The organism is Actinomadura geliboluensis, assembly GCF_043197915.1.
Classification (GTDB): Bacteria; Actinomycetota; Actinomycetes; order Streptosporangiales; family Streptosporangiaceae; genus Spirillospora; species Spirillospora geliboluensis.
In genome coordinates, this window is sequence record NZ_JBICUA010000002.1 from 89,773 (window position 1) to 109,557 (window position 19,785).

Sequence of the window (19,785 nt, forward strand, 5' to 3'; positions counted from 1 at the left end):
TCCCGGCAGAGACTAGTGCCGATCGCCGCCGCATGCCCCCTCGCCGGCGGACGTGGGGGGGGGGGGCCGCCCCCCCCCCCCCCGCCCGCCCGGGGCGGGCGCCCCCCCCCCCCCCCCCCCCCCCCCCCCCCCCCCCCCCCCCCCCGGCGGGTCATGCGTGGCGGTTGGGGTTCGGGCTTACATGCGTTCCGGGGTGGGGACGCCCAGGAGGTGCAGGCCCGTCTCCAGGGTGCGCAGGGTCGCCGCGCACAGGGCCAGGCGGGACGCCTTCGTTGCCTCGTCCGGGGCCTTCAGGACCGGGCAGTTCTCGTGGAAGGTCGTGTAGGCGTCGGCGACCGCGTAGACGTAGGACGCCAGCCTGTGCGGCTCCGCGGTGTCACCGGCCTGCTTCAGGACGGCGCCGAAGCTGAGCAACTCCAGGGCCAGAGCCCGCTCAGCGGGATGCCCCAGGGCGATCGGGCCCGTGGCGTCCTCGACGGTGACGCCGCCCTTGCGGAAGATCGACCGGATCCGGGCCGCCGCGTACTGCAGGTACGGGCCCGTCTTGCCGTGGAACGAGATCATGCGGTCGAAGTCGAAGACGTACTCGCTGTCGCGCGCCACCGACAGGTCGGCGTACTTCACCGCGCCGATGCCGACCGCCTGCACGATGGCCGCGCGGGTCTCGTCGTCGAACGAGTCGTCGTGCTGCACCTCGTCGAACGCCGCACCGGCCCGCTCGACGGCCTCGTCGAGGAGTTGGGCGAGTTTGACGGTGCCGCCCGCCCTGGTCCGCAGGATCTTGCCGTCGGTGCCGAGGACGTTGCCGATCTGCGCGTGCTCGGCCTCGACCTCGTCGTTCAGCCAGCCCGCCATCCGGGCGACGGCGAAGACCATCTGGAAGTGCAGTGACTGCGGGGCGCCCACCACGTAGATCATCCGGTCGACGTGCTCGGTGTCGACCCGGTACCGGATGGTGGCGAGGTCGGTGGTGGAGTAGTTGTAGCCGCCGTCGCTCTTGCGGATGATCACGGGCAGCGGCTCGCCCTCGCGGCCGGTGAAACCGGGCGGGAACGCGCACAGCGCCCCGTCGCTGATCACCGCGATGCCCTTGTCCTCCAGCTCCTGGACGGTCGGGGCCAGCAGGTCGTTGTAGAAGCTCTCGCCCTTGATGTCGTCGTCGGTGAGCGTGACGCCGAGCCGCCCGTAGACGGCGTTGAAGTACCGCTTCGACACGTCCACGAGGACGTTCCACAGCCGGAGGGTCTCGGCGTCGCCGGCCTGGAGCGCGACGACCCGCCGCCTAGACCGGTCGGCGAACTCCTCGTCGCCGTCGAACTTCTCCCGCGCGGCCTGGTAGAACGCGGTCAGGTCGCTGACGGACGAGTCGTCCCGCGCGGCGGCGTCCTCGCCGAGGTCGAGCAGGTGCTCGATCAGCATCCCGAACGGGGTGCCCCAGTCGCCGACGTGGTTGTCCCGGACGACGTCGTGGCCGAGGAACGCCAGGATCCGGGCGATCGCGTCGCCGACGATCGTGGTCCGCAGGTGGCCGACGTGCATCTCCTTCGCCACGTTCGGCGAGGAGTACTCGACGACGGTCTTCTGCGGCTCCTCGGCCGCGGGGACGCCGAGCCGCTCGTCCTCCAGGGCGCGCTGCGCCTCGGCGGCGATCCAGCCGTCGCTGAGCGTCAGGTTGATGAAGCCCGGCCCGCTGACCTCGACGTTCGCCACGACGTCGGCGGTGTCGAGGTTCTTGACGATCTCGTCGGCCACGTCTCGCGGCTTGCGGCCCAGCTTCTTGGCCAGCGGCAGCGCCACGTTGGCCTGAAGGTCGGCGAACTGCGACGGCCGGATGACCGGGTCGGCGTCCGCGTATGACGGTCCGAAGGCGGCGCTGAGCGCGGCCTGGACCCGAGCGGCGAGTACGAGTTGCGGATCGGGCATGTTCCAAGGTTATCGGCGCGGGACGCCCGACCGGACCCGGTTTTCCGCTACGGCGCGCCGGGCGGCTCGGTGCGGTCGGGGACGGTGTCGCCGGCGGGACCGCTGACCGGCTGCCGGGGCGCGGGCGGCCCCTCGACGGGCTGCGCCGCCCCTTCCGGGGGTTTTTCGGGCGGTTTGTCGCTCGCGTCGCGCTCGCCGTGCGTCCAGCGGCCGAACCGGGAGGTGCGGGTCGCGGCGACCTGCTCCCGGATCCGCTCGACGATCCGCCCGGCGGCCAGCCGGTGCGCCAGCTCGCACGCCGAGGTGATCGCGCGGGCGTGCGAGGCGCCGTGCGCGATCACGACGGTGCCGTTCAGGCCGAGCAGGACGCCGCCGCCGTAGGTGTCGGGGTCGAGCCGGTCGCGGAGGTCCTGGAGGCGGCGGCGCTGGAGCAGCGCGCCCATCCGCGCCGCGGGGGTGGAGGTCATCGCGTCGCGGATCTCGGTGAACGCGGTGCCGATCGTCCCCTCCATCGTCTTGAGCGCGATGTTGCCGGTGAACCCGTCGGTGACGATGACGTCGACCCGCCCGGCGAGCAGGTCGTGGCCCTCCACGTTGCCCGCGAACTCGATGCCGTGGCTGCCGCCGGCGAGCAGCTCGTGGGCGCGCTTGGCGAGCTTGTTGCCCTTGCCCGCCTCGGCGCCGATGTTGAGCAGCCCCACGGTGGGGCGGTCGGGGCCGAGCAGGATCTGCGCGTACGCGGTGCCGAGGGCCGCGAACTGGACGAGCGTCTCCGCCTTGACGTCGGCGGTGGCGCCCGCGTCCAGCAGGATCGTCGGGCGCGGGCGGGTCGGCAGCGTCACCGCGATGGCGGGGCGCAGCACGCCCTGCTGGCCCTTCAGCCGCAGCCGCGACGTCGCCACCACCCCGGCGGTGCTGCCCGCCGAGACCAGGGCCGACGCCCGCCCCTGCTTGATCAGGTGGCAGGCGATCGCGATGGACGAGCGGGGCTTGCGCCAGCTCGCGAGCGCGCCCTCGCCCATGTCGAGCGCCTCGTCGGCGTGCACGATCGGGATCTTGCCGATATAGCCGTACCGGTCGAGCTCGCGCCGGATCCGCGGGGCCTGCCCGACCAGGACGAGCCGGACGCCGTGCTCGCGGACGGCGTCCACCGCCCCGGCGACGATCTCCCCGGGGGCGTGGTCGCCGCCCATCGTGTCGACCGCGACCGGCAGCGGACGCGGCGGCACGCGGCGAGGCGACCCGGCACGCGACGGCTCGCCAGTGCCGGTCATGGCCGCTCCAGGGAGATGGAAGGAAAATGCGGTGTGCCGCAACAACGCAGCTCATCGCATCGTATGGCGTTCCTTCACCTGCCTTGGCAGCGCCCGGCCGGAGTGGCGATCATCACCCTCCGGGCGTCAGCCGCGGCTGCCGGCCTCCTGGCTGTGGCAGTCGGCGCCCAGGCAGGTCGCGTTCTGCACGACCGGGCGGCCGCCGACGAGGATCGTGTAGTAGGTCGTTGCGGTCTTCTTCTCGCCGCTCCCGAGCACCTCGACCCGCTTGCTGTCGGACGTGGTGCCGGTGCACGAGACGCGCAGCCGCTCCTTCGTCCAGCCGGGCAGGTCGGCGCATTTCAGCGGCGCGGCGAGGGTCACGCCGCGCTGGTGCAGCTCGGCGGCGGCCGTGACCGGCAGCGCGTTGCGCAGCGCGGCCTGCGTCTTGTACTTCAGCTCCTTGCCGCCGGACAGCGCCAGGTACGAGATCCCGCCGGCGAGGGCGAGCACGATGAGCGCGGCGGACCCCAGGATCAGGGCCTTCTTGCGACTTATCTTCACAACGGTTACGTCACCGACAGTACGCGGACGTATGCGTCGAGTGGTGGGTTTTGAAGGTCCGCAGGCGGATTCGTTGCCGTCCGGGTCAGGTGTTCGGGTGCTCGCAGCCGAGGCCGAGGCAGCCCTTGCGCAGCACCTCGCGGCCGCCGACGGTGACCACGTAGGTCTCGCGCGGACGGTCGGTGTCGGCGTTGTAGGCGACCCCGTCCACGGTGACCGGTTCCCCGGCGGTGGTGCGGGCCGTGCAGGCCACCCGCACCACGGAGCTCGTGGCGGGCACCGGCGACTCGCAGGAGGGGCGCTCCCGCAGCTCGATGCCGCGGATCTCGAGCTCGTCCACGACCCCGTCGGAGACCGCGTTGCGGTACGCGCCCTCCGAGATGCGCTGCATCACCTTGCAGCCCGACAGGGTCAGGGCGAGCAGCGCCGCCAGGACGAGGACCGGCCACCTTCTCATGCGGACTCCTCGATCCGGCCGGTGCGGCCGACCGCGTCGGCGACCACGTCGGGACGGTCGAGCGGGACCATGTGCAGGGCGTCGGGCAGCTCGATCCGGCTCCCGAGCGGGCTCATCCGGGCGAGCCGCTCGTGGCCCTCGGCCCAGTCGCGCTTCCCGCCGGGGTCGTCGACGTCGCCGAGCGCGGTCACCACGACGAGCGGAATGTGCGGGAACGGGCGCCGCTCCCGCAGCCGGGCCAGGTCGGCGGCCATCTCCCGGTAGGCGAGCTCCTCCGCGATCACCGTGCCGATCACCGTCCCGCGCCCGTACACGGACCGGACCACGCGGTTCGGGACGGCCTCGTCGCGCCGGCTGGTGTGGTCGAGGACCAGCCGCCGCCCGAGCGGCCCGGCGACCCTCGCCAGCCGCGTCGCGTCGAGGAGCGCGCCGGCGGCCGTGGCGAGCGGGGTCAGCGCGGCGGCCGTCCGGACGCGCACCCGCGGGTCGCGCTCGTGGCTGGGGTCGAGCAGCACCAGGCCCCGGACGAGCCGGGGCCGCAGCCGGGCCAGGGCCTCGGCGGGGAACGCGGCCATCGAGTGCGCGAGGACGGTCACCGGCCCGCCCGCCCGCTCCGCCAGCGCCTCCAGGATCGCCGTGTCGCGGCGCAGCGACGCCGGCGCGACCGCGGCCGGGCTGAGCCCGAGGCCGGGGCGGTCGAACACCGTGACCCGGTGCCCGGCCCGCAGCTGCTCGATGCTCGGCACCCAGTCGAACCACGCCCCGCCCAGCCCGGACGTCAGCAGCAGCGGCGGCCCGCCCTGCGGACCGGTCTCGATCACGTGCACCTGCTCGCGCCCGGCGTTGACGATCCGCCCGTCCGGCAGGGGGGTTCCGCTCGTGCTCACAGCCGGGCCTCCTCCGTCACGGCGGCGGTGTCGTCCCGGGCGGCGCGCGCCGCGTCCCGCCGGTCGGCGTACAGCGCCCAGGCGATGACCAGCAGGCCGAGGACGAGGATGCTGATCTGGACGCGCTGGACGACCCCGAGCCACTGCCCCAGGTACATCGCGACGAGCGTGCCCAGCGCCGACACCGACTCGGCGAGCGCGAGCAGCCAGCCCCAGCGGGCGAGCGCCGGCCACCAGCCGTAGCGGCGGGCGGCGAGCGAGAGCAGCAGCAGCGCGGCGACCCCGCAGACGATCACGGCGCTGCTGGTCACCGAGTGGAACTCGTGGGAGAACGAGACGTGCTCGGAGCGCTCCCGCAGCGCGCACCAGGTCTCCAGGCTGGGCGCGCAGTCCAGCGGGAAGGACGCGTCGCCGATCGCGCAGACGCCGAACAGCCCGAGGAACGCCCAGCCCGCCGTGGCGAGGGGCCTGCGGGTGAGCCGGCGCAGCGTGCCGACCGCCACCATGATCGACAGCACCCCGGTGACGAAGTCGCCCGCGCTGTAGACGAGGTGGAACGGCTGGTCGGCGGCCGACAGCTCGCTGACGTAGCCGTTGAAGAAGTCGAGCTTGGGGCTGAGGAGGTTCTCCAGCACGAAGGTCGCGTAGCTGATCCCGGCGATCGTCGCGAGGACGACCAGCCGCAGCGGGACGACGCCCGGCCCGTCCCGTTCGACAGCGTCCACCGGCCCCCCTCACGCCGCGTGACCGCGTCCGCGCCCTGCCGCACGCCCCGGTCCCGCCGCTTCGGTCCTGCCCGCCCCGCCCAGTATTTCCCAAGATCGCGACTTGCGGGGACCGGGGGTGCCGAGTCGCGGTGTATCCGCTGGCAGTGTCCGTGCGCCGGGCGGGTTGCGGCGCATCTCACCGCCCGATGACGGAGAAGTTGACGTCCCGTAGTCGTTGTACTGGGTACCGGGCGTCAACGATGATGTCCAGGCGATTTGTCTGGATCGTCCTTGACCAGCCTTTGTCCCGGCCCGGTAGGGGGTATCAATTCGGCATGAACCCGTCCCAAACGGTTGAATGGGGGTGTCCCGCGCACTCCTGATCACAGACCGTGATGACGCCCCGGGGCGCGCCTCCCCCGCTGACAGCAAGGAGTACCAACACGTGACACTGGTGAACGACGCGGCTCCCGCGGTGCGATCCACCGGTCGCAAGTTCCGCGCCTTCACGGCGAAGCACCTGGACGAACTCACCGCTCGCGCCGGGCTGGCGCCCGACGAGCGGCTCGCGACCCGGGCGGTGGCGACGGTCCTGCCCTTCCGGACCAACGCCTACGTCATCGAGGAGCTCATCGACTGGACGGCCGCCCCCGACGACCCGATCTACCGGCTCGTCTTCCCGCGCCCGGACATGCTCCCCGCCGAGGACGTCGCCCACCTGTCGGACCTGCTGCGCCGCGAGGCCCCGAAGGCCGAGATCGAGGCCGCCGCCCACCGGGTCAGGATGCGGCTGAACCCGCACCCGGCCGGCCAGATGGAGCTCAACATCCCGAGCTTCGGCGACGGCAAGATCCCCGGGATGCAGCACAAGTACGACGAGACCGTGCTGTACTTCCCCAAGCAGGGCCAGACCTGCCACGCGTACTGCACCTACTGCTTCCGCTGGGCCCAGTTCGTCGGCGAGGCCGACCTGAAGATGGCCGGCGACGAGCCGACGGCGCTGCGCGACTACCTGATCGCCCACCCCGAGGTGACCAGCGTCCTGTTCACCGGCGGCGACGCCATGATCATGGGTGAGCCGGTGCTGCGCCGCTACGTCGAGCCGCTGCTCGACCTGGAGCAGCTCGAATCCATCCGGATCGGCACCAAGTCGCTGGCCTACTGGCCGCAGAAGTTCGTCACCGACCCCGACGCCGACGACATGCTCCGGCTGTTCGAGCAGGTCGTCGAGTCGGGCAAGAACCTCGCGTTCATGGCGCACTTCTCGCACCCGCGCGAGCTCGAACCCCTCATGGTCGCCGAGGCGTGCCGCCGGATCCGCGACACCGGCGCGATCATCCGCACCCAGGCCCCGCTGATCAGGACGATCAACGACGACGCCGCGACCTGGGAGAGCATGTGGCGGACGCAGACCCGCATGGGTCTGATCCCCTACTACATGTTCGTCGAGCGCGACACCGGGCCGCAGGACTACTTCGCCGTCCCGCTCGCCCGCGCCTACGACATCTTCCGGGACGCCTACAGGAACGTCTCCGGCCTCTCCCGTACCGTCCGGGGCCCGTCCATGTCCGCGACGCCGGGCAAGGTCTGCGTGGACGGCGTCCTCGACCTGCTCGGCGAGAAGGTGTTCGCGCTGCACTTCATCCAGTGCCGCGACTCCGATCTGGTCGGCAAGCCCTTCTTCGCCCACTACGACCCCGACGCGGTCTGGCTGGACGACCTGAAGCCCGCCTTCGCCGACCGCTTCCCCTGGGAGAAGTAGCCGAGCCGTGCCAGGAGCCGGGGGCCGGCCACGGCCGGACTGAGTACGTGGCCGCCCCCGGCTGAGCACGAACGCCCATGCGGCGGTCGCCGCGGCACGGCGACGATGCCCGCATGTCCCCCCACATCCTCTCCTTCGAGGGGCGCGGCCCGGCCGACCGGATCCGGCTCGTGCTGGCCGCCGGCTACACCGTCGCCGTCCTCGCGGTCAGCGCGGTCGTCCTCGGCGTCATGCTCTTCTCCGACGACCCGGGCTTCATCGGCGTCTGGCTCGTCTTCGTCACCAGCCCGCTGTCGGTCCTCGGGATCACGCTCATCATGCCGCTCGGCGAGCTGCCCGGCCCCCTCGACATCGCCGTGTTCTTCGCGGCGACGACCGGCCCCGGCCTCCTCCAGGCGTGGCTGCTGTGGCCGTCCCGGAGGGTCAGCGCAGCGAACGGGCCAGGCACAGGCAGGCGGCGACGGTGGCGGCGCCGCACAGCGCCATGACGTGGCCGGGCGCCAGGAACTCGCCCAGCGCGCCCGCCGCGCCGATCCCGGCGGCCTGGCCCGTCATGAGCCCGCTGCCGGACAGCCCCAGCGCCTGACCGCGGATCTCCTCGGGCACCGCGTCCACCAGGCGGCGCTGGACGGTCAACTCGTAGCCCAGCCCGAACGTCCCGGCCGCCATCAGCGCGCACGCCGCCGGCAGGCCCGGGTCGAACGCGAACAGCAGGAGGGGCGCGCCCGTCAGCATCGCCAGCGGGAGGGTGAGGCGCTCGCGCGTCGCCGGCGGGATCCAGCGCCCCACCACGAGGTTGCCCGCGAACATGCCCGCGGCCGCGGCGGAGAGCAGCAGCCCCGCCGCGTCCGGGCGCCCCGAATCGGCCGTGAAGGGCACGACGACGCCCTCCGCGCCGACCGAGAGGGAGATCGGCAGCCATGCGGCGAGCAGCAGCCCGCGCGTGCCGCGGTGGCCCAGCAGCAGCCGGTTCGTCCGCCATGTCTCGCTCGCCAGGCCGGACGACGACGGCCGCGCCGCGGGCGGAGCGTCCGGGAGCCGCGTGCGGGCGAGCAGCGCGGCCAGCGCGGCGCCGGCCGCCGCCAGCCACAGCGCCCCGGACGCGGAGATCGCCGCCAGCAGCAGCCCGCCCGCCGCCTGCCCGGCGATCTGCGCGCCCGCACTGGTCATCGTGAACAGCGACCGGCCCAGCACGTAGCCGTCCCCGGGCAGCAGGGCGGGCAGCCGCGCCTGCACGGACGCGGCGCCGACCGGCGCGAACAGCCCCACCGCGACGAGCAGCGCCATGACCGCCGGCAGCGGCAGGACCCCCAGCGCGAGGACGGCCGTGATGACGAAGCGCAGCACGTGGTAGCCGGTCAGCAGCCGCCGCGCCGGGAGGCGGTCGGCGAGCGACAGCAGCAGCGCGCCGCCGATCACGTACGGGAGCATCCCGGCGGCGAACACGAGCGCCGCGGCGACGGACGACCCGGTGCGCTCGAACGTCTGCACCGACAGCGCGATCGTCCGGACGGAGTCGCCGGCGACCTGCAGCGTCTGGAGGGAGAACAGCGTCCGGAACTCGGCGACGCCGAAGACGTCGCGGTACCGCGCGGCGGCGGTGGACGGCGGAGCGGTCATGCCGCCGACTCTGCGGCCCCGGATCTCGTCCGCGACAATGTTTCGGGGAGGAGCGAAACATGTACCGCATCGTGGTGGGGCCGGGGGACATCGCCGCCAGCCGGTTCGGGGTCGGCCCGCTGATCGAGGTGTACGCCGCACTCGGCCTGGTCGCCGGCCGGATGCCCGTCGGGCCGCTCGGGCCGTGGGTGGAGCGGGCGCGGCCCGCATACCGGGAGATCGCCGGCGACCCGGCCGTGCGGGCGCTGGTCTTCCTGCGCCGCCCGCACGGGTACATGGCGGACTTCGTCGTCCCGCCGCCCGCCCGGCCCAACCTCACCGTCCCCGAGCAGCTGGCGGCCGTCCGGGCGACGCCGCTCGGCCAGGCGCGGCGGGAGATCGCCCGCAACCTGGTGGGCCTGCCGGAGCCGGACGCCGAGATCCGCGGCGTCCTGGACGCGCCCGACATGCCCGAGCGGCTCGCCGCCGGGCTGGAGACCGCGTGGCGCACCCTGCTGGAGCCGGACTGGGCGGTGCTGCGCTCGATCCTGGAACGCGACATCGTCCACCGCGCCGGGCGGCTCGCCGCCTACGGCTGGGCGGCGGCGCTGGACGGCCTGTCACGCCAGGTGCGCTGGCGGGACGGCGTCATCGAGGCCGACATCCAGGGCGACGTGACCTACCGGCTGGGCGGCGCCGGGCTGACCCTCGTGCCGGTGGTCTTCTCCGAGCTGGGCCTGGCCCTCGAACAGGACTGGCCGTACACGCTGATGTACCGGGCGCGGGGAGTGGCGGCCCTCTGGGAGAGCCGGGAGCCGCGCGGCGAGGACGCCCTCGACCGGCTCGTCGGCCGCACCCGCGCGGAACTGCTGCGCCTGCTCGCCGAACCCGCCACGACGACCTGGCTGAGCGCCCGGCTCCGGATGAGCCTCGGCGGGATCGGCGGCCACCTCGCGGTGCTGCGCGAGTCCGGGCTGGTCACGCGGGAGCGGAGCGGCCGGTCCGTCCTCTACCGGCGCACGGCCGTCGGGGACGTCCTCGTGGGCGCCGGCTGAGGCCGCCCCCGGCCGGGGGCGGCCGGGAACCTCAGGACTCGTAGACCGGCACGATCGAGGCGCGGGCCAGCGTGTGCGCGGTGACGTTGAACCCGACGACGGCGGGGGAGGCGTCGGAGTCGATGCCCAGCGACTCCACGTCCAGCGCGTGCACGGTGAACACGTAGCGGTGCGGCCCGTTCGGCGGCGGCGCGGCGCCGCCGTACGCCTTCGTGCCGAAGTCGTTGCGGGCCTGCACGCCGATCTTGGAGTCGGCGGTGCCGGCGCCGGTCGGCAGCTCGGTCACGCCGGCCGGGATGTCGAACAGGCTCCAGTGCCAGAAGCCGCTGCCGGTCGGCGCGTCCGGGTCGTAGCAGGTCACCGCGAAGCTCTTCGTCTCCGCCGGGAACCCCGACCAGCGCAGGTGCGGTGACCTGTTGCCGCCGCTGAACCCCCAGTCGTCGAAGACGTGCTCGTCCGCGAGCCGCTCGCCCTCGGCGACGTCGTCGCTCTCGACGGTGAAGGACGGGACCTCGGGCAGGTGCTCGTGCGGAAGCGGCGGCTTGGCCATGGCGACCTCCTACATCAGGATCTTCGTGTCCCTCCATCTCTACCAGTGGGCGTCACGTCTTGACCGCGCCCATGGTGAACCCGGTGACGAAACGGTCCAGGAACAGGTTGAACAGGAACGCGATCGGCACCGCCGTGATCACCGTGGACGCCTGCAGCGACTGCCAGAAGAACACGTCCCCCCGCACCAGCTGGGTCGGCACGCCGGTGCTGACCACCATCTCCGGGCTCGCCGACACGAACGCCAGCGCGTACACGAACTCGCTGGAGGTGAGCGTGAAGCTGAACACGACCACCGCGACGATCCCCGGGAACACCAGCGGCAGGACGACCCGGAGGAACGCGCCGAGGCGGCTGTGGCCGTCCACCATGGCCTGCTCCTCGACGTCCTTCGGGACGGCCTTCAGGAACCCGATCAGCAGCCACACCGACACCGGGACCGTGATCGTCGGATACACCACGATCATCGACCAGAGCGTGTCCTCCAGGTGCAGCGCCACCACGACCCGCGTCAGCGACAGGAACAGCAGCGACGGCGGCACCAGGTACACCATGAAGATCGCGATGCCCATCGGCGTGCCCCACGGCCGGTCCAGCCGCGCCAGCGAGTACGCCGCCGGCAGCGCCAGCACCAGCGTGACCGCCACCACCGCCGCGCCGACGATCAGCGTGTTCACCACGAACGTCAGGAACGGCGTGTCGGTGAACAGGAACGTCACATGGTCGGGCGTCGCCGGCTTGTTGAAGAAGAACGGGTTGCTCTCCGGGTTGTAGAGGTCCTGGTTCTGCTTGAACGCGCTGATCACGCTCCACAGGAACGGCAGCGCGCACACCAGCGCCGCCAGCACCGCCGCCCCGTACACGCCGCACCGCGCCGCCACATGCCGCCGCGCGTACTTCCGCCGCAGCGCCGCCACGTCCGTGGTCATTGGGCCTCCAACCGCCGGACCGCACGGAGGATGGCGACCGCGCCGGCCAGCAGCAGCGGGAACAGGAACAGCGCGATCGCCGCCCCCTGGCCGACGTCGCCGCCCTCGACGCCGCGGAAGTACGCCCAGGAGGCCAGGACGTCCGTCGAGTGCGTCGGGCCGCCCCGGGTCAGCACGTACGGGACGGTCATGTCGGTGAACGTCATGATCGCGCCGAACAGGCCCGCGACCGCGATCACCGGGAGCGTCAGCGGGATCGTCACCTCGAACATCCGGCGCCAGAACCCGGCGCCGTCGATCCGCGCGGCCTCGTCGATGTCGCGGGGGATCGCGACCAGCCCGGCCATCACGATCACGGCGGCCAGCGGGGTCAGCCGCCACGTCTGCACCGCGATCACCGACGCCATCGCGGTGCCGGGCTGCCCGAGCCACACGACGTTCGCGTCGATCAGCCCCAGGTGCCGGAGCACCCAGTCGACCGGCGAGTAGATCGAGTCGAGGAACCACAGCCACGAGATCGTCGACAGCGCGACCGGCGTCGTCCAGGGCAGCAGGACCAGGAACCGCACCACCCACTTGCCGCGGAACTCGGCCACCAGGATGTTCGCGAGGATCTTCCCGAACAGGACGATCAGCACCATGCTCACCAGCGTGAACACCAGCGTGTTGCGCAGCGCCCGCCAGAACACGCCGTCCGCGAAGACCGCGTCGAAGTTGCGGAACCCGACGAGGTCGAACGACGGGTCGCCGGTCGTCACGTCCGAGAACGCGAACGCGATCGCCAGCAGGAACGGGACGCCGACCAGCGCGGCGATGTAGACGACCGAGGGCAGCAGCATCACCCAGGCGAGGAAGCCCTCCCGGTCGGCGAGCCCGGCCTTCGCCCGCGGGGCCGCGGCCCTGTGCTCCGGGGCCGCCGCCTCCGCCCGCGTCACCGCGCGTCCCCGAGCGGCACGGCGGCCCGCCGGGCGCCCGACGCGGCGTCGAAGAACCGGAGCCGCTCCGCAGGCACCGCGAACTCGCGGGTCTCCCCGGCCTCCAGCGGCGTTCCCACGGTCGCGGGGAGCCGGGCGATCACGCGGGTCTCCGCGCCGATGCCCGTGACCGTCCCGTACACGTGCCGGTCGCCGGACAGGTACTCCATCCGCTCCACCCGGAGCGGCATCGTCACCCGCTCCGGCGACACGACGTTCTCGGCGGGCAGCAGATGCTCGGGACGGAACCCCACCAGCATGTCGCCGCGCTCGACCAGGTTCATCGGCGGCGACCCGATGAACGTCGCCACGAACGTGTCGGACGGGTCGTCGTACACCTCCTGCGGCGTCCCGACCTGCCGGACGCGGCCGTGCTCCAGCACCGCGATGCGGTCGCCGAGACCCATCGCCTCCGCCTGGTCATGGGTGACGTAGATGGTGGTGGTGCCGACGCGCTGCTGGAAGCGCTTCAGCTCGTCCCGTGCCGTCGCCCGCATCTTGGCGTCGAGGTTGGAGAGCGGCTCGTCCAGCAGGAAGACCGCCGGGTCGCGGACCAGCGCGCGCGCCAGCGCCACCCGCTGCCGCTCACCGCCCGACAGCTGGCGCGGCTTGCGGCGCAGCAGCGGCTCGATCTCCAGCAGGCCCGCCGCCCATTGCGCCTTCTTCTCGCGCTCCTCCTTGGGCATGCCCTCCGCGCGCAGCGGAAAGACGATGTTGTCCCTCACCGTCTTGTGCGGGTACAGCGCATACGACTGGAACACCATCGCGATCTGCCGGACCCTCGGCGGAAGCCCGTTCACGACGTTCCCGCCGATCAGCACCTCGCCCTCCGTGGGCTGCTCCAGGCCCGCGATGGTGCGCAGCAGCGTCGTCTTCCCGCATCCGGACGGCCCCAGCAGCACCAGGTACTCCCCGGGCTCCGCCGCGAGATCGACACCGTCCAGCGCCCGCACGTGCTCGGCCCGCCCCCGCCGAGCCCGCACATGCCCGTCGAAGGTCTTCACCAGCCCCTTGACCTCGACCGTGTTCATTGCTCAGCCGCCCACGAGGCCGCGGTCGCGCCAGTTCTTGAAGATGGCGTTGACCCGCTGCTCGGCCTCCGCGACCGCCTGGCGCGGGGACGTCTGGCCGCGGGCGGCGCGGCCGAACATCGTCGGCAGGACGTTGGTGTTGAAGATCTCGCCGATCGCCGGGTTGGACGGGCCCGGGTAGCCGATGTTCGCGCTCCACGACGTCGCCGTCTTCAGCAGCCCCAGCTTGTTCGCCGGTTTCGCGCCCCACGGGTCGTCGTCGAGCCAGCCGTTCAGCTGCGGGACGAGCGACGGCCAGCCCGGCAGGTCGTACAGCTCCGAGTAGTACGACACCGACGGGAAGTTCGCCGTGTAGTGCAGCAGGAACTCCTTCGCCGCGTCCGCGTTGCCCGCGTACTTCGGCACGATCCACTGCTGGATCACGTGCTGCGCCGCCATCGCCGCCTTCGGGCCGCGCAGCGCCGGCACGAAGAAGATGTCGTCGCCGATCGCCCGGTTCGTGCCCATCGCGGTGCGCCACGCCGAGATGGAGTTCACGATGTAGGACGACTTGCCGGCGATGAGCGCCTGGTTGTTCGACGCCGGCGTCCACGAGAAGACCTCGCTGGTCTCGGCCTCCTTGAACAGCCGCGCCATGTACTCCACGGCCGCGACGGTCGCGTCCGAGTTCAGCACGACCCGCTCGTTCTGGTCCTGGACGGACCCGCCGTACGACCACAGCAGCGCCCGCGCCGCCATGTTCGAGTCGGTCTCCGGGGACAGCCCGATGCCGCACGGCACCCCGGTCTGCTTCTTGATCTCGGCGGCGCCGCGCAGCAGGTCGTCCCAGCTCGACGGGCCGTTCGGCATGCCGACCTTCTGCCACATCGACTTGCGGTAGTCGCCGGGGTCGGGCGACCAGCCGGGGCAGTAGGCGTAGAACTTCTTCGTGTTGGGGTTGTAGCTCGACTTGCGGCACAGCTCCAGCTGCTGCCCCCAGCGCCGGGTCGCCTCCTGCACGAGGTCGGTCATGTCGAGGACGGACGGCTCGTACTGCGAGAACGGCGCGATGTGCTGGATGAGGTCGTGGCCGCGCCCCGCCTGGATCTCGGACGCGGCCCGGCGGGGGACGTCCACGGTGTTGATGTGGTCGACCCGGACGTCCACCCCGACCTTCTTGCCCCAGTCGGAGACGAACGTGTCGAACCATTTGTCGTGCCGGGGCACGAAGTGGCTCCACATCAGGATGCTGAGGGAGCCGCTCAGCTTCTTCGCGGGGGCGGTGAACACCTCCTTCGGGGCGTTCCCGGTGTTCTTCGCCTGCGGGCCGGAGGACTCGCTGGCGCAGCCCGCCAGCGCACCGTACGCGCCCGCCGCGAGCGCCGTGGAGGACAGGAAGCCGCGTCTGCTGATCCCGGGGGTGTCGAACCGTTCGGCCATGGGGAGTCTCCCTCGCCGCTGGAGGTCTCCCCTCGACGGTAGATCGGCGAGGGGACTTCATCCAGAGACGATCCGGTAACTCCGCGTCACAATGGCCTCGGCGGCCACGACAACCCCGGGAGTGCGCCCGGGTTACTTGCCGGTGGCCTCGATGTAGGCGGCGATGACCTCTTCGGGGTCGCCGTCCATGTGCATGCGGCCCTCGTCGATCCAGATGACCCGGTCGCACATGTCCTTGACCGTGTCGAGCTGGTGCGCGACGAGGAAGACCGCGCCGGCCTCCTTGCGCAGCTCGTCGATGCGGCGCTTGCTCTTCGTCCGGAACTTGGCGTCGCCGGTGGCGAGGGCCTCGTCGATCAGCAGGACGTCGTGGGTCTTGGCCGCCGCGATCGCGAACCGGAGCCGGGCCCCCATGCCGGACGAGTACGTCCGCATCGGGTACTGGATGAACCCCTCCTTGAGCCCGGCGAAGTCGACGATGTCCTGGTAGCGGGCCTTGGCGTCGGCCGGGGACATGCCCATCGCGAGGCAGCCGAGCACGATGTTGCGCTCGCCGGTGAGGTCCTTCATCAGGGCGGCGTTCACGCCGAGCAGGGACGGCTGGCCGTCGGTGTAGACGCCGCCGCGGTGCGGGGGCAGCAGCCCGGCGATGGCCTTCAGCAGCGTCGACTTGCCGGAGCCGTTGGTGCCGATGATCCCGACGGCCTCGCCGCGGTAGGCCACGAACGACAGGCCCTTGATCGCGTGGACCTCGGTCATCGAGGGGCGCTTCTGCCGGCGCAGGACCCGCGAGAACGCGGAGGCGGCGTTGCCCTTCCCGCCCGCGCCGTACACGCGGTAGACGATGTGCAGATCGTCCACGACGACGATCGGCTCCCGGGACGGGTCGATGGTGACCTGGTTTCCGGACGGGTTCATGCGCACCTTCGTGTCAGCCACGGCCGTATCGCTCCTCAGCGCGGTGGAAGTACGTGAATCCGCCGACCAGCATCACCACTGCCCAGATGACGGCGTACAACCACAACTGGCCCGTCTCCTGGACGCCGAGTTCCTTGGAGACGTGCTCGCGGTACTCGCCGAGCAGGACGTGGCGGCTCAGCTCGACGTACACGTAGGCCGGGTTGGCCTTCAGCAGCTCCCCGAGGATGGGGTACTCCGCGAGCTTGGAGCCGGGCTGCATCAGCGACGGGAGGCTGAAGATGACGCCGGACATGTAGAGCCAGGTCCGCATGACGAACGGCAGGAGCTGGGTGATGTCGCGGTTGAACGCGCCCAGCCGCGCCATCACCATGCTGATGCCGACGTTGAACATGAGCTGCAGCGCCACTACGGGGACGAACAGCGCCATGTTGAAGCTGAGGGGCTCGCCGAACGCGAAGATGATCGCGAAGAGCACGATGAGCGAGAGCAGCAGCTGCTGGAGCTCGACGACCGCGATCGCCAGCGGCAGCGTGGCCCGGGGGAAGTGCAGCGCCCGGATCAGCGAAAGGTTGTCGCCGACGGATTTGGCCCCGGACGTGACCGAGCGTTGGGTGAATCCGAACAGGAACACGCCGGTCACGAGGAAGGGGATGAAGTCCGGGACCCCGCGCTTGGTGTTCAGCAGCAGCCCGAAGATCAGGTAGTACACCGCCGCGTTCAGCAGCGGTGTCAGCAGCTGCCACACCTGGCCGAGCCGCGAGTCGGAGTACATCGAGATGTTCTTGGCCGACGCGAACGCCCAGATGAAATGGCGGCGAGCCCACACATCCTGGATGTACTTGCGCAGCGGGGGGCGCGCAGCGCTCTGCCTCAGCCCGTATCGTGCGGCGTAGTCGGCCAGGGACCCGTTCACGTGATGAGGCTCCGCGATCGTTCCGACCGACTCGCCACCCGGGGATCCGAGCCGTTCCGGGTGACTCATGTCGCGAAGCCTATTGCAGTCGATGAGTCGAGAGTGACGTTCGCCCGCATGTGACCCCCGATTTGAGATCTTTACGGAATCATGTCGGCGTCCCTGGGGATACCCCGGAGATGCGGGTCAACCACTCACGGAGCATCGTCGTGCCATCACGGTCCGCCATCAGGCGTCGTCATGAGCCCGCCCATGCCCGCTCCCCCCGATCCGTCCTGCTGCGCCGGCTCGGCCGCGCCGACCGGTGGGCGTTCGACCGGGTGGCGGCCGCGCGGCTGCACGGGCTGGAGTACGTGCTGCCGCGGCTGTCGCGGTTCGCCGACCACGGGGTCCTCTGGTTCACCGCGGCCGGGGTGATGGGCCTCACGGGGCGGCCCCGCCTGCGGCGCGCTGCGCTGCGCGGCGCGATCGCGATCGCGGTCGCGAGCCCTGCCGTGAACATCCTGGGCAAGCAGGCGTTCCGCCGCAAGCGCCCCGTCGTCGATCTGGTCCCGCCGATCCGGATCCGCTGGAAGCTGCCGACCTCGCACGCGTTCCCGTCCGGCCACTCGGCGTCCGCCGCCGCGTTCGCGACCGGTGTGGCGCTGGAGGCGCCGCGGCGGCTGGCGGTGCCGGTCGCGGCGACGGCCGCCGCGGTGGCGTTCTCCCGCGTCTACACCGGCGCGCACTACCCGGGGGACGTCCTCGCCGGTGTCGGGATCGGCGCGCTGGCGGGGGCGGGGACCCGCCTGGTGTGGCCGGCCCGGCCCCCGGTGGCCGAGGTGGCGCCGGCGGCCGGGCCGGCGAAGGTGGCCGAGGACGGGCGCGGGCTCGTCGTGGTCGCCAACAGCGGCGCCGGGCCCGGCGCGGGCGGCGAGGCGGCCGGGATCTCCCTGCCGGGGCGCCCGGAGGTGACGCTGGGCCTGCTCCGCCATGAGCTTCCGGCGGCGGAGATCGTCCAGCTCGACCCGGACGCCGACCTCGACAAGGCGTTCGGCGAGGCCGCCGAGCGGGCCGACGTGCTCGGCGTCGTCGGCGGCGACGGCACCGTGAACGCGGCGGCGGGGGCCGCGCTGAAGCACGGCGTGCCGCTGCTCGTCGTCCCGGGCGGGACGTTCGACCACTTCGCCCGCGCGCTCGGCATCGAGTCGGCGGCGGAGGCGATCGGCGCGTACCGGGACGGGCGGCTCGGCCGGGTGGACGTGGCCTACGCCGCCCCGGTGGCCGGCGCGGGCCGGGACGAGGAGGGGCTTTTCCTCAACACCGCGAGCTTCGGCGCCTACACCGAGCTCGTCGACCGGCGCGAGCGGCTGGAGCGGCGGATCGGCAAGTGGCCGGCGCTCGCGGTCGCGGCGGTCCGCACGCTGCGGCACTCCGAGCCGGTCGAGCTGCTGGTGGACGGGCGCCGGCTGCGGGTGTGGCTGGCGTTCGTCGGCAACTGCGTCTTCGGTTCGCGCGGCGCGGCGCCGACCTGGCGCGGGCGGCTGGACGACGGCCGGCTCGACGTCCGGATGATCGTCACCGGGCGGCGGGTGCCGCGGGTCCGCGCGGTCGCCGCGGTGCTGGCCGGGCCCCTGCACGTCATGCCCGGGTACCGGGAGTGGCGGACGAGCGGCCTGGAGGTCGTCTCCTCGGACGGCGGGCTGCGGCTCGCGCGTGACGGCGAGGTCTCGTCGCTGCCGGCGGCGGTCCGGTTCGGCAAGCACACGGGCGCGCTCGCGGTGTTCTGCCCCACGGCGCCCCCGGCTCCCGGGTAGCGGCTCGGTAGCGGTTCCCGGACGGGTGGCGCGTCAAGGCGCGTTCCCGTGTTGGCCGGGTGCCGGTCTTGTTCGGGTAAAGGCGTGGGAGTCGCCCGTCCGGCGGCGGCAGGGTCCGGTGCAGGATCCCGCTAGGGGATCAACTGGGGGTGTGGGCCGTGGGACGGACCCGGCGGGACCGGTACCGGCGATGTCAGGAGCGCCAGCCGCAGCTGCTGCAGTGCGTCCGGCAGTGGTGGCCGATCGTGGCGGGGGCGCTCGCGACGACCGGTCTCCTGCTCGGCGCCTACCTGGAGGTCCCGCGCCAGAAGGGGGCGGCGACGCTGGCCGCCCCCGGCCGTCCGGCCCCGAAGCGGCCGGACGCGGCGTCGCGGGACCCGGCGGAGCGGCTGATGAGCACCTACACGACGCGTTTCACGCCGGGGGAGCCGCGCGTCCGCAACATCGAGCTGGCGGCGCAGATCCTGGACGGGCACATCGTCGAGCCCGGCGGGACGTTCTCGTTCAATGGCGCCGTCGGGCCGCGCACCAGCAGCCGCGGGTACGTGCCCGCGCCCGCCATCGTGGGGCCGCGGCTGGTGAACGATGTGGGCGGCGGCATCTGCCAGGTGTCCACGACGCTGTTCAACGCGGTGTTCAGGGCGGGCCTGGACATTCGCAAGTCGCGCGCGCACACCATGTGGATGCCGGAGTACCCGGAAGGGCGGGAGGCCGCGGTCTCCTACCCCGACCTCGACTTCACCTGGAAGAACGACACCGGCCGCGCCGTGCGGATCGAGGCGGGCTACACGGGGTCGTCGCTGACGGTGAACCTGTGGGGGGAGCGCAAGTACGAGGTGCGGTCGACGACGTCGGAGCGGTACGGGTTCACCCCGTACGGGGCGGGTGTGGGGCACGGCCGCAAGTGCGTGCCGATGACGGGCCGGAAGGGCTTCAAGATCGACGTGTGGCGGACGCTGTACGCCGAGGGCCGCAAGGTGCGCAGGGAGAAGTTCCACACCGAGTACCGGCCGCAGCCGAAGGTGAAGTGCCGCTGACGGGCGCGG

At 72.4% G+C, this 19,785-nt stretch carries 19 protein-coding genes; 5 read left to right on the plus strand and 14 right to left on the minus strand.

All coding sequences use genetic code 11. From position 1 onward, the window contains the following. Positions 1 to 177 precede the first annotated feature (177 nt). The 6 genes from argS to ACGFI1_RS06025 all read right to left on the minus strand — a co-directional run bounded on the left by argS (position 178) and on the right by ACGFI1_RS06025 (position 5,809). The gene (argS, locus tag ACGFI1_RS06000; protein WP_392783520.1) at positions 178 to 1,923 is read right to left on the minus strand and encodes an arginine--tRNA ligase; all 1,746 of its coding nucleotides are present in this window, start codon (positions 1,921 to 1,923) and stop codon (positions 178 to 180) included. A gap of 47 nt (positions 1,924 to 1,970) precedes the next feature. Continuing rightward, positions 1,971 to 3,197: a phosphate acyltransferase PlsX gene (plsX, locus tag ACGFI1_RS06005; RefSeq protein ID WP_392783522.1), complete on the minus strand. Its 1,227-nt coding sequence runs from the start codon at positions 3,195 to 3,197 to the stop codon at positions 1,971 to 1,973. A gap of 126 nt (positions 3,198 to 3,323) precedes the next feature. Then, the gene (locus ACGFI1_RS06010) at positions 3,324 to 3,740 is read right to left on the minus strand and encodes a hypothetical protein (protein ID WP_138636499.1); all 417 of its coding nucleotides are present in this window, start codon (positions 3,738 to 3,740) and stop codon (positions 3,324 to 3,326) included. Between the two features lie 85 nt (positions 3,741 to 3,825). After that, positions 3,826 to 4,197, minus strand: a complete 372-nt coding sequence (locus ACGFI1_RS06015) for a hypothetical protein (protein ID WP_386875411.1) — start codon at positions 4,195 to 4,197, stop codon at positions 3,826 to 3,828. Then, positions 4,194 to 5,084 (minus strand): alpha/beta fold hydrolase, encoded by an 891-nt coding sequence (locus tag ACGFI1_RS06020; RefSeq protein WP_392783525.1) that lies wholly within the window; start codon positions 5,082 to 5,084, stop codon positions 4,194 to 4,196. Before ACGFI1_RS06020 ends, ACGFI1_RS06015 begins: the two co-directional genes overlap by 4 nt. Continuing rightward, positions 5,081 to 5,809, minus strand: a complete 729-nt coding sequence (locus ACGFI1_RS06025) for a DUF998 domain-containing protein (RefSeq protein WP_138636497.1) — start codon at positions 5,807 to 5,809, stop codon at positions 5,081 to 5,083. Before ACGFI1_RS06025 ends, ACGFI1_RS06020 begins: the two co-directional genes overlap by 4 nt. Before the next feature lie 427 nt (positions 5,810 to 6,236). Here ACGFI1_RS06025 and ACGFI1_RS06030 point away from each other — a divergent pair, with 427 nt between their 5' ends. Together ACGFI1_RS06030 and ACGFI1_RS06035 are read left to right on the plus strand one after the other, a co-directional pair. Next, entirely contained in the window at positions 6,237 to 7,553 is a 1,317-nt protein-coding gene (locus ACGFI1_RS06030) for a KamA family radical SAM protein (protein ID WP_301176551.1), read from the plus strand. A 113-nt stretch (positions 7,554 to 7,666) separates the two neighbouring features. After that, a complete protein-coding gene (locus ACGFI1_RS06035) occupies positions 7,667 to 8,041 on the plus strand; it encodes an SCO4225 family membrane protein (protein ID WP_392783528.1) in 375 nt (124 codons plus the stop codon). Here ACGFI1_RS06035 and ACGFI1_RS06040 read toward each other — a convergent pair. Further along, positions 7,977 to 9,173, minus strand: a complete 1,197-nt coding sequence (locus tag ACGFI1_RS06040) for an MFS transporter (RefSeq protein WP_364546715.1) — start codon at positions 9,171 to 9,173, stop codon at positions 7,977 to 7,979. The two genes, ACGFI1_RS06035 and ACGFI1_RS06040, sit on opposite strands and share 65 nt — an antisense overlap. A gap of 59 nt (positions 9,174 to 9,232) precedes the next feature. On the opposite strand from ACGFI1_RS06040, the gene ACGFI1_RS06045 reads away from it, so the two are divergent. Next, positions 9,233 to 10,207 (plus strand): ArsR/SmtB family transcription factor, encoded by a 975-nt coding sequence (locus ACGFI1_RS06045; protein ID WP_392783532.1) that lies wholly within the window; start codon positions 9,233 to 9,235, stop codon positions 10,205 to 10,207. Positions 10,208 to 10,238: 31 nt separating this feature from the next. Here ACGFI1_RS06045 and ACGFI1_RS06050 read toward each other — a convergent pair whose 3' ends face one another. From ACGFI1_RS06050 to ACGFI1_RS06080, 7 genes are all read right to left on the minus strand, one after another. After that, positions 10,239 to 10,757, minus strand: a complete 519-nt coding sequence (locus ACGFI1_RS06050) for a YbhB/YbcL family Raf kinase inhibitor-like protein (protein ID WP_138636493.1) — start codon at positions 10,755 to 10,757, stop codon at positions 10,239 to 10,241. 52 nt (positions 10,758 to 10,809) lie between these two features. Next, the gene (locus ACGFI1_RS06055) at positions 10,810 to 11,685 is read right to left on the minus strand and encodes a carbohydrate ABC transporter permease (RefSeq protein ID WP_386875421.1); all 876 of its coding nucleotides are present in this window, start codon (positions 11,683 to 11,685) and stop codon (positions 10,810 to 10,812) included. After that, on the minus strand, positions 11,682 to 12,620 hold the full coding sequence (locus tag ACGFI1_RS06060; protein ID WP_392783536.1) for a carbohydrate ABC transporter permease: 939 nt from the start codon (positions 12,618 to 12,620) through the stop codon (positions 11,682 to 11,684). Before ACGFI1_RS06060 ends, ACGFI1_RS06055 begins: the two co-directional genes overlap by 4 nt. Further along, positions 12,617 to 13,690: an ABC transporter ATP-binding protein gene (locus ACGFI1_RS06065; protein ID WP_392783539.1), complete on the minus strand. Its 1,074-nt coding sequence runs from the start codon at positions 13,688 to 13,690 to the stop codon at positions 12,617 to 12,619. Before ACGFI1_RS06065 ends, ACGFI1_RS06060 begins: the two co-directional genes overlap by 4 nt. A gap of 3 nt (positions 13,691 to 13,693) precedes the next feature. Further along, entirely contained in the window at positions 13,694 to 15,109 is a 1,416-nt protein-coding gene (locus tag ACGFI1_RS06070; protein ID WP_138636490.1) for an ABC transporter substrate-binding protein, read from the minus strand. 132 nt (positions 15,110 to 15,241) lie between these two features. Next, positions 15,242 to 15,868, minus strand: coding sequence for an ABC transporter ATP-binding protein (locus tag ACGFI1_RS06075; RefSeq protein WP_449201956.1), 627 nt, complete (start codon positions 15,866 to 15,868; stop codon positions 15,242 to 15,244). A gap of 172 nt (positions 15,869 to 16,040) precedes the next feature. Continuing rightward, complete coding sequence (locus ACGFI1_RS06080) at positions 16,041 to 16,943, minus strand: ABC transporter permease (RefSeq protein ID WP_301176560.1); 903 nt, start codon at positions 16,941 to 16,943, stop codon at positions 16,041 to 16,043. A 209-nt stretch (positions 16,944 to 17,152) separates the two neighbouring features. On the opposite strand from ACGFI1_RS06080, the gene ACGFI1_RS06085 reads away from it, so the two are divergent. Both ACGFI1_RS06085 and ACGFI1_RS06090 read left to right on the plus strand, forming a co-directional pair. Continuing rightward, complete coding sequence (locus tag ACGFI1_RS06085; RefSeq protein ID WP_392783542.1) at positions 17,153 to 18,739, plus strand: bifunctional phosphatase PAP2/diacylglycerol kinase family protein; 1,587 nt, start codon at positions 17,153 to 17,155, stop codon at positions 18,737 to 18,739. A 158-nt stretch (positions 18,740 to 18,897) separates the two neighbouring features. Continuing rightward, a complete protein-coding gene (locus ACGFI1_RS06090) occupies positions 18,898 to 19,776 on the plus strand; it encodes a VanW family protein (protein ID WP_392783545.1) in 879 nt (292 codons plus the stop codon). Positions 19,777 to 19,785: the final 9 nt, after the last annotated feature.

Bases quoted from the DNA above. Each gene is read 5' to 3' on its own strand.
- argS (WP_392783520.1), bottom strand. From the start codon at position 1,923: ATGCCCGATCCGCAACTCGTACTCGCCGCTCGGGTCCAGGCCGCGCTC.
- plsX (WP_392783522.1), bottom strand. From the start codon at position 3,197: ATGACCGGCACTGGCGAGCCGTCGCGTGCCGGGTCGCCTCGCCGCGTG.
- ACGFI1_RS06015 (WP_386875411.1), bottom strand. From the start codon at position 4,197: ATGAGAAGGTGGCCGGTCCTCGTCCTGGCGGCGCTGCTCGCCCTGACC.
- ACGFI1_RS06035 (WP_392783528.1), top strand. From the start codon at position 7,667: ATGTCCCCCCACATCCTCTCCTTCGAGGGGCGCGGCCCGGCCGACCGG.
- ACGFI1_RS06040 (WP_364546715.1), bottom strand. From the start codon at position 9,173: ATGACCGCTCCGCCGTCCACCGCCGCCGCGCGGTACCGCGACGTCTTC.
- ACGFI1_RS06045 (WP_392783532.1), top strand. From the start codon at position 9,233: ATGTACCGCATCGTGGTGGGGCCGGGGGACATCGCCGCCAGCCGGTTC.
- ACGFI1_RS06050 (WP_138636493.1), bottom strand. From the start codon at position 10,757: ATGGCCAAGCCGCCGCTTCCGCACGAGCACCTGCCCGAGGTCCCGTCC.
- ACGFI1_RS06055 (WP_386875421.1), bottom strand. From the start codon at position 11,685: ATGACCACGGACGTGGCGGCGCTGCGGCGGAAGTACGCGCGGCGGCAT.
- ACGFI1_RS06065 (WP_392783539.1), bottom strand. From the start codon at position 13,690: ATGAACACGGTCGAGGTCAAGGGGCTGGTGAAGACCTTCGACGGGCAT.
- ACGFI1_RS06070 (WP_138636490.1), bottom strand. From the start codon at position 15,109: ATGGCCGAACGGTTCGACACCCCCGGGATCAGCAGACGCGGCTTCCTG.
- ACGFI1_RS06075 (WP_449201956.1), bottom strand. From the start codon at position 15,868: ATGACCGAGGTCCACGCGATCAAGGGCCTGTCGTTCGTGGCCTACCGC.